This window comes from Burkholderia sp. Ac-20384, from assembly GCF_017104605.1.
GTDB lineage: Bacteria > Pseudomonadota > Gammaproteobacteria > Burkholderiales > Burkholderiaceae > Burkholderia > Burkholderia lata.
Genome location: NZ_JAAGPE010000558.1, coordinates 1 through 3071 on the forward strand (window position 1 = coordinate 1; position 3071 = coordinate 3071).

Annotated in this window: 2 protein-coding genes and 1 pseudogene; 1 reads left to right on the forward strand and 2 read right to left on the reverse strand. The window is 59.8% G+C overall.

Features of this window, described 5'->3' with window-relative positions; all coding sequences use genetic code 11:
• Both G3O00_RS41625 and msrB read right to left on the reverse strand, forming a co-directional pair.
• Nucleotides 1–123 (reverse strand): annotated as a pseudogene (locus tag G3O00_RS41625) (HAD family hydrolase); the annotation flags it as partial.
• A 35-nt stretch (nt 124–158) separates the two neighbouring features.
• Nucleotides 159–689 carry a peptide-methionine (R)-S-oxide reductase MsrB gene (gene msrB / locus G3O00_RS41630; RefSeq protein ID WP_011349359.1) on the reverse strand — a complete coding sequence of 177 codons (531 nt, stop codon included), beginning with the start codon at nt 687–689 and terminating at the stop codon, nt 159–161.
• A gap of 301 nt (nt 690–990) precedes the next feature.
• Here msrB and G3O00_RS41635 point away from each other — a divergent pair, with 301 nt between their 5' ends.
• Nucleotides 991–2358, forward strand: coding sequence for a site-specific integrase (locus tag G3O00_RS41635; protein WP_206146485.1), 1368 nt, complete (start codon nt 991–993; stop codon nt 2356–2358).
• Nucleotides 2359–3071: the final 713 nt, after the last annotated feature.

The following is a 3071-nucleotide window of genomic DNA, read 5'->3' on the forward strand; positions in this document are numbered from 1 at the left end:
GGCGGCGGCTTCGAAATCGAGATTCGGGAACGTGGCGGACAGCGTGTCGAGCAGGACGCGGTCGGCGATGACTTCGCTGTCGACGAGCACGCCGTCGCAGTCGCAGATGAGGTGATCGAGCATGGTGCGTTCTCCAGTCGGTCGGGAGTGGGGCCGGATCAGGCGGCGGCCGGGTGGAAGGTGAGCGCGAGGCCGTTCATGCAGTAGCGCAGGCCGGTCGGCTGCGGGCCGTCGTCGAACACGTGGCCGAGATGGCCGCCGCAGCGGCGGCAGTGCACTTCGGTGCGGATCATCCCGAACGACGCGTCGGTGGTGGTGGCGACCGCGTGGTCGAGCGGCTTCCAGAAGCTTGGCCAGCCGGTATGGCTGTCGAACTTGGTGGCCGACGAGAACAGCGAGAGGGCGCAGCCGGCGCACGCGAACGTGCCTTGCCGGTGCTCGTCGTTCAGCGGGCTGGTGTACGGCCGTTCGGTGCCCGCTTCGCGCAGGACCGAATACTGGGCGGGCGTGAGCCGGCGATGCCATTCGGCGTCGCTGAGGGTGACCTCAAAAGGGGCGGCCGTTTGCGGGGTGGCGGGCGGCGCGGCGAACGCGCGGCCGACCAGCGCGCGGCGGCCGACGGACGACAGCGTCGCGAGAACGGCGAGGCCGGTGGCGCCGGCGAACAGCAGATGTCTGCGGGTGGGCATGATGGGCTCCTGGCGGCAGGTCCTGAAAATATGCGCCCATCGTAGTCAGCGGCCGGTGTCGAAGTCCTCACGGAAAGTTAAATGAATTGTGATTGTTTTTCGGGTGATCCGGCTAGGTCCATTGAAATCCGTCGAAGCCCCGTCTGACAGGGGTTTGCGGGGAATTTATGGTCTGCCAAGTTCCGCGGAAATCCTCCACGAGCCGCAACTTTTTAGTGTTTTTTTAGTGTTTGCGATGTGGGGTAGGCTCTGCTTAGAGAGGTTCGGGCCGACCTGATTGCGATATCAAAGGAGGGCGATCATGGGTGCTCTGACGGTTAGACAAATCGAAGCTGCAAAGGCGATCGGGAGGCTGTATTTCCTGTCGGATGGGCGTGGGCTGTTCCTGCGCATCGGCCCGGATGGCTCGAAAACCTGGCTTGTTCGCGTCAGCATCAATGGCAAGCAACGCGACAAGCCGCTCGGCAAGGCATGGGGGCGCACCATGACTGACGGGCAGTTGTCGCTCGAGGATGCACGCGTAGCCGCGGCGACGATTCGTTCACAGGCACGCGACGGTGTGGACTATCTTGAAGCCACGAAGCGAGACCGCCAGGCCAAGGTCGAAAAAGCGGCGACGGCGGAGCTCACCCTCGGGGATTTGTTCGATGCTTGGTTCGCAACTGTCAACAAGAAGCGAGGCAGGAAAGGCCGAAAGGATGGCGGTCGGATGCTGCGACGTGCGATGGAAAAGCATGTACTGCCGGCCCTCCGTGTACACAAGATCACAGATGTGTTTGCGTCGAACGTTCTGCCGTTGCTTACCGCTATTTCCGACGCGGGATACAACCGGCGCGCAGTTGAGGTGTTGGGGGCCGTCCAGCAAATGATTCGATGGGGCGAGCGCAACCAGCCGTGGAAGCGCTTGCTGATCGATTGTGATGTGCTCGCGCTCGCAAAAGAAGATGTCGTTGCAGGTGACTACGACCCGGTACGTGACAACGAACGCCATCGCACGCTGTCGGACGACGAAATTCGCGCGCTCGGTGAACTTATGCCGGCTGCGCGTCTTCCGCGTTCCATGGGGTCAGCGGTATGGGTGATGCTTGCTTGCGGAACGCGTGTCGGTGAAACGCTCGCGACTCGATGGGCTGATCTTGACTTCAAGGCTAGAACGTGGACGATTCCTAAGGAGCGCACGAAGTCAAGCGCGGCGATTACGATTCATCTTTCCGATTTCGTCCTTGTTCAGTTCGCGGCACAGCAGGTTGTGCGCGCAGGATGGCCTGAGGACGACGTGCGGCGCGAGTACGTATTTCCGTCGCAACAGGGAAAGATTCCGCACGTCACTATCTATACAATGTGCAAGGCGATCCGTGACCGGCAACGCGGGAAGGGCGTATCGACCGAAGGTCGTACGACAGCAACGGATACGCTTACTGTCTCGGGTGGTCAGTGGAAATGCCATGACCTGCGTCGTACCTGCGGAACGATGATGCAGTCGCTTGGTATTGCTGAGAGCATCGTGCATCGATGCCTGAATCATGTGCGTAACGATCCGCTTGATCGAATCTATCTGCAGTTCAATTACGACGATCAGATGCGTGATGCATGGCGACGATGGGGCGACCGTCTGTCGGAATTACTGGGCGAAGATACGAGAAACGTGCGCTTTCTGTTCAAGTCGTAGTCCACGGTTTCAATCACCTAGGCATTCATATCCGATTGACGACCGGCTGTTTATCCAACAGCACGAAGATTCGCCGATGCGCGTCGTCGGTGATAACGCTCGACCGGACTTCGGATTTTTGCCTCGACCACCGATAGAGCAATGCGAAAGCACTTCCGTGTTGCGTCGTCGGCCGCAGACGCAATTGCTACCACTTCCTACCGGTCAGATCCGTCGTCTGTCGCTCGAGTGTCATCGTGCGCTTGCGGCGCTCTGTAACGGATGCGGTGGTTGAGCCGATCGCCACTTTGTCCAATATGCTCATGCTCCTATTCTACGGCATCTGGCTTGCCGATTGAATCTGGCTGAGAGATGACCGCTGTCAGCCTGCAGTGGCGAATCCGGCGAACGTCCGATGCGCATTGATTGATCGATGAGTTTGCAAGCTAGCACGGCCTACGCGTGGTGCACGTGTCGAAGTCTGACGGTTTCTACGTAGAAACTTTAGGAAGCGCGATAGGACGTGCGTGGTTGCCAGTGAACGGGCGTCACGATGCGCTCCGTCGAAGTGGTCCATTCCGAGGTGGGATTCGGCGAACTGAAGGGGAACATAGTAAATGATATGAACGCCTCCCACCCGTGATCGGTGGGAGCCGGCAGGAAGGCGGAGCCTCACGGACCGACGGCATCAGAGTGCCCAGATGGAAGACCATAGAGGTTTTCCTGGCAAACCG